This window comes from uncultured Campylobacter sp., from assembly GCF_938018035.1.
Lineage (GTDB): Bacteria > Campylobacterota > Campylobacteria > Campylobacterales > Campylobacteraceae > Campylobacter_B.
The window spans coordinates 1-4,948 of the sequence record NZ_CALIJF010000316.1 but is presented as its reverse complement, the minus strand read 5'-3'; the positions used below and the strand labels follow the sequence as shown (position 1 = coordinate 4,948).

At 50.0% G+C, this 4,948-nt stretch carries 5 protein-coding genes; all 5 read left to right on the top strand.

The features are described from left to right. Nucleotides 1-947: type I glutamate--ammonia ligase (gene glnA, locus Q0257_RS09480; protein WP_298024387.1), on the top strand; the 947-nt coding region annotated here is incomplete at its 5' end. Between the two features lie 134 nt (nt 948-1,081). Next, on the top strand, nt 1,082-2,335 hold the full coding sequence (locus Q0257_RS09475) for a ComEC/Rec2 family competence protein (RefSeq protein ID WP_298024386.1): 1,254 nt from the start codon (nt 1,082-1,084) through the stop codon (nt 2,333-2,335). A 79-nt stretch (nt 2,336-2,414) separates the two neighbouring features. Further along, nucleotides 2,415-2,705, top strand: coding sequence for a YciI family protein (locus Q0257_RS09470; RefSeq protein ID WP_298024385.1), 291 nt, complete (start codon nt 2,415-2,417; stop codon nt 2,703-2,705). Between the two features lie 173 nt (nt 2,706-2,878). After that, nucleotides 2,879-3,652 carry a GNAT family N-acetyltransferase gene (locus Q0257_RS09465; protein WP_298024383.1) on the top strand — a complete coding sequence of 258 codons (774 nt, stop codon included), beginning with the start codon at nt 2,879-2,881 and terminating at the stop codon, nt 3,650-3,652. Between the two features lie 15 nt (nt 3,653-3,667). Beyond that, entirely contained in the window at nt 3,668-4,534 is an 867-nt protein-coding gene (locus tag Q0257_RS09460; RefSeq protein WP_298024381.1) for a hypothetical protein, read from the top strand. The last annotated feature ends 414 nt before the right edge of the window (nt 4,535-4,948 follow it).

Sequence of the window (4,948 nt, the reverse complement as noted above, 5' to 3'; positions counted from 1 at the left end):
GGCATTGGAACAGCGGCAAAAACTACAAAGACGGCTTTAATAGCGGCCACCGCCCGGGCGTAAAAGGCGGCTACTTCCCCGTCCAGCCCGTCGATTCGATGGTCGATCTGCGCGCCGAGATGCTAAAGGTACTTGAGCAGATCGGGCTTGAGACCTTCATCTGCCACCACGAAGTAGCGCAAGGCCAAGGCGAGATCGGCGTCAAATACGGCACTCTCGTCGAGGCCGCCGACAACGTGCAAAAATACAAATACGTAGTAAAGATGGTCGCGCACCTAAACGGCAAGACCGCGACCTTTATGCCAAAGCCGCTCTATGGCGATAACGGCAGCGGAATGCACGTGCACCAATCGATCTGGAAAAAGGGTAAAAATACCTTTTACAAAAAGGGCAACTACGCAAATTTAAGCGACGCGGCGAGGTGGTATATCGGCGGCGTGCTAAAGCATGCGCGCAGCGTCGCGGCGTTTACGAACCCGAGCACCAACAGCTATAAGCGCCTGATCCCGGGCTTTGAGGCGCCGTCCATTCTAACTTATTCGAGCCAAAACCGCTCCGCTTCGATCCGCATCCCTTACGGCAGCGGCGAGCATTCGGTGCGTGCGGAGATGCGCTTCCCCGATAGCACAGCATGCCCGTATTTGGCATTTGCGGCGATGCTGATGGCTGGAATCGACGGTATCAAAAACAAAACCGAGCCGGTCGGGCCGATGGATGAGAATTTATTCAAGCTGCACCTGGATGAGATCCGCGAGCGCGGCATCGAGCAGCTTCCGCACACGCTTCGCGGCAGCCTAGAGGCGGTGATCCGCGATAATGAGTATCTGCGCCCGATAATGAGCGAACTTTTTATCGAAACCTATCAGCATTTTAAATTTGAAACGCAGGTTTGGCCTTACGAGGCGCGCCCTACGCCGTTTGAGTTTGCGACGAATTATTCGTGCTAAGACCAAATTTTATACCGCGCCGCCGATCTTTTGCGAGGCGGAGCGGTATAGAGCTTTGGAATTTTAAAATTTCGCCGCGCGCGAGCTTTTCAAAATTCTACCGCATGCGCGAACTGCGAACTTAAACACCGCCCGTGAAGCTTCAACTCTTTTACCGAAAACGTGAAATTTTATACTTTCTGCTCATTTTGCTTGGAATTTTATCGCTAAACTTAGGCCTAAAATTTTATGAATTCAAAGAATTCCGCGAGAAAAGCTACGCCTTTTACGACGCGCAAATTCTAAACGCCTACGCCAAAACGAACGAGCGCGGCCGCACCTATACGGTGCTAAAGCTCAAAACGGCGGATTTCACTCTCTACACGACCGCTAAGCTCGGGCAGGAATTTCACCGCTTCGCGCGCGTAAATATCGGCATCGTAACCAAAAACGTAAAATTTTTAGATTTTTTAAAGCAGCGCTTTTACGCGCCAAGCTTTAAAATCGGAGACGAACTTGCGCCTTCCGGGGCAAAATGGCGCGCGATAAGCTTCGTTCGCGCCCAACACAAAGATGAGATGACGGCGGATCTTTACTCCGCGCTGTATTTTGCGACCGAAATTTCAAAACCGCTGCGCGCTAGCGTGACGAACTGGGGCATAGCGCACATCATCTCGATCAGCGGCTTTCATCTGGGCATTATCTTTAGCACTGTCTTTCTGCTTGCAATGCCGATTTACCGCTATTTTCAGGATCGCTACTTTCCGTATCGCAGCGCGAGGCGCGATCTTAGCGTCTTTGTGATCGTGCTGATGAGCGGATATCTCTTCGTGCTTGATTTTACGCCGAGTTTTCTGCGCTCGCTTGCGATGTGCTGCGTGGGGTTTTACCTCGCGATGCGAAATTTCTACGTCGTGAAATTTACGAACCTCTTCCTAACGATCGCGCTTCTGCTCGCGTTTTTCCCGCACCTGGCCTTTTCGATCGGATTTTATTTCTCCTGCCTCGGCGTGCTGTATATCTTCCTCTACCTGCACCACTTCGCGCCTAAATTTAAGCTCTGGCAGAACGTCATACTTTTCAACCTCTACGTTTGGCTCAGCATGAACGTAGCGGTCTATTATTTCTTCCCGACCGCTTCGCTGCAACAGCTTAGCGTCATGCCGCTGGGATACGTTTTCGTGATCTTTTATCCACTGAGCATCTTTTTGCATCTATTCGGGCTCGGCGGCGCGCTCGATACGCCGCTGCTTGCGTTTTTAAACTTTGCGCTACCGAGCTTTCAGGCGCAAATTCCGCCGCTTCTTTTCGCGCTTGCAAACATCTGCGCGCTTGCTGCGATAAAACTTCGCTACGCAGCAGTTGCGTGCGCGATAATCGGAATTTCGCCGATATTTTTTATAACGTAGCGCTTGAAAATTCCAGCGGGAATTTTATCCGTTGGAATTTTATGCTAAAATCGCGCTTCAAATCTCACAAAGGATCAAAATGTTTATTGCAAACCTCACTTACGTTAAAGAAATTAGCGAAGTCGATCGCTTTATCAACGAGCACAACGCGTTTTTAGACCGATTTTATGCGGCGGATAAATTTATCTGCTCGGGGCGCAAAGTCCCTCGCACCGGCGGCATCATCTTAATCAACGCCAAAGACCGCGCGGAGCTTGATGAGATCATCGCGCAAGATCCGTTCTTTCAAAATGGCGTCGCAAAATACGAGATCATAGAATTTACGCCGACGAAATTTGCGCCCGAGTTTTGGCGACTTTTCGGCGAATAGAGGCTTGTGCGGGTTAAATTTTAAAATTTACGCGCTCAAACATGCCTCTGAAATTTAGCCGTTTTGCGCGCGAGATAAAATTCCCGCTAAATTTAAAAGCCGGTCGCGGCGGTAAATTTAGATAAGCTTAAAACCGAAATTATGCAAAAACGGCTAAATTTAAAGGAGATCGGGTGCTGATAAAACTGCGGCTCGCAACGCCGCAAGATGTGGAGGCGCTGCTTGAAATTTACGCGCCTTACGTAAAGCAAACGGCGATCAGCTTCGAATACGACGTGCCCAGCGCCGCGGAATTTGCGGAGCGCATCGAGCAAACGCTGCAAAGATACCCCTATCTGCTCGCTTACGCAAGCGACGAGGCGACATTTGCTAACGATGAGCGAGATAAAAATTTTAAAATTTCTGCGAGCGCGGCAAGCGCAGGGAGTGAAATTTTGCCCGCAGACGAGGCGCGAGATTGCACAAGCGCCGCGACGAAACAAAATAGCGCAAATTTAATCGTCGCAGTAAAACAAAGCGGCGTAAATTTAAAATCGGGCCAAATCCTCGGCTACGCCTACGCTTCGGCTTTCAAAGAGCGAGCGGCATATGATTGGTCGACGGAAAGCTCCGTTTATGTATCGCAAAACGCGCACGCTTTTGGTATCGGCAGGCTGCTCTACGAAGCGCTAGAGCGCACGCTCAGAGCTCAAAACATCGCAAACATGAACGCTTGCATCGCTTGCGGGGATGACGAATATCTAAACGACGCGAGCGTGCGATTTCACGAGCGCATGGGCTTTCGCTTCGTCGGAAGATTTCAGCGCTGCGCCTATAAATTCGGCCGCTGGTACGATATGGCGTGGATGCAAAAGCCGATCGGCGAGCATCTGCAAAATCAGCCTGCGATGAGGCCTTTCGCGCGCTTCAGAGATGAAATTTGCGCGAGCGCGGGCATTGAAATTTAATTTAAAGGAAAAACTTTGACCCATTTTATCATAGACGACGAAAATATCGACGTCGATAATATCTTTGACGTCGTAAATCTCAAAGAGGGCGACGAGCTCAATATCGTCTCCAACACCGCCAAAAAGATCGGCGCCTTAACCCTTGCGCGCCTATCGAAGATGGGCGTTAGCATAGGCGAGGTTTTTACGATCGGTAAGCAAAGAAAGGATTTCGCCGATAAGATCATCGTGTTTTTGATGGGCAAGCTCTGCGGGCAGGAGGGCAAGATCGGCATCGTCAGCAACGATAAATTTTACGACGACGTGATAGAATTCTTTAATAATCTAAACTACCGCAAAAATCCTAAATTTGAAAAGATCAGTCTAGCCTCGCACGCCGCAGGGGCGAGCGCAAAACAAAGCAAAGCAAACGGCGCGGCGGAGAAAAAAGCCCAAAAAGCGGAACCAAAAGCTACAAAGCAGGAGCCAAAAACCCAAAAGCAAGGGGCAAAAACCGCTAAGCAGGAGCCGAAGGCCGTGCAACAAGAACAAAAGGCTACAAATTCTAAAATCGCCAAAGCAGACCTTGCCGCGGCGGAGGCGCTGATACCCCAGTGCGTGAGCCTGCAAGCCCTCTATGCCGCGTGCGTCGCGAAACTCGGCAGAGCCAAAGGCTGCGAGGCCTACCGCGAGATCAAGGACGGCGCGCGAGCAAGGTACGCGAGCACTACCTACGATAGCGATCTAAAAAACGGCGCCGTAAGGCGAAACGCGATCAAGCTCTACCGCGAAAGCGGCGGCGATATGGCGGAATTTCACAACAGGCTGACGAGCGAATACAAACACGAGGGGCCAGAAATTTACAAGGAATTTAAAGAAAAACTCGTTGGCAAGATGATCTAGACGCCTCAGGCGCAAGGATTTAAGGCGCAGCGATAGAGCGCATCGCGACGTAGCGGCTAAAGCACGGCCTGGCGGCGTTAGATGTGTCGTTACGGCGTGCGGTGTGATGCAGCGCAACCCGAAATAAAACTATTTGCTTGCGCGGAGTCGGTTTTATTTTCGCTGTATACAACCAAGCAGAGCCCAGGCGCTTAGGCATAGTAGCAGATTAAAGATATGTAGGATAAATTTCATTCTGCTAGGTCTAATCCGGGCTAATCATAATTAAAGTTATATGGTTCATAGCCGAAAATATGCAATGTCTTTAAAGCCAGCTCTCTGATCTCTATCCAGGATTTGTTCTGATAGACCAAGTAATAACCATCTTCTTCCCCCTTTAATATACTGTCATCTTCAGTGTACTTATCTATAAGC

Coding starts and splice junctions, on each gene's coding strand:
- Q0257_RS09470 (WP_298024385.1), top strand. CDS start 2,415: ATGTTTATTGCAAACCTCACTTACGTTAAAGAAATTAGCGAAGTCGAT.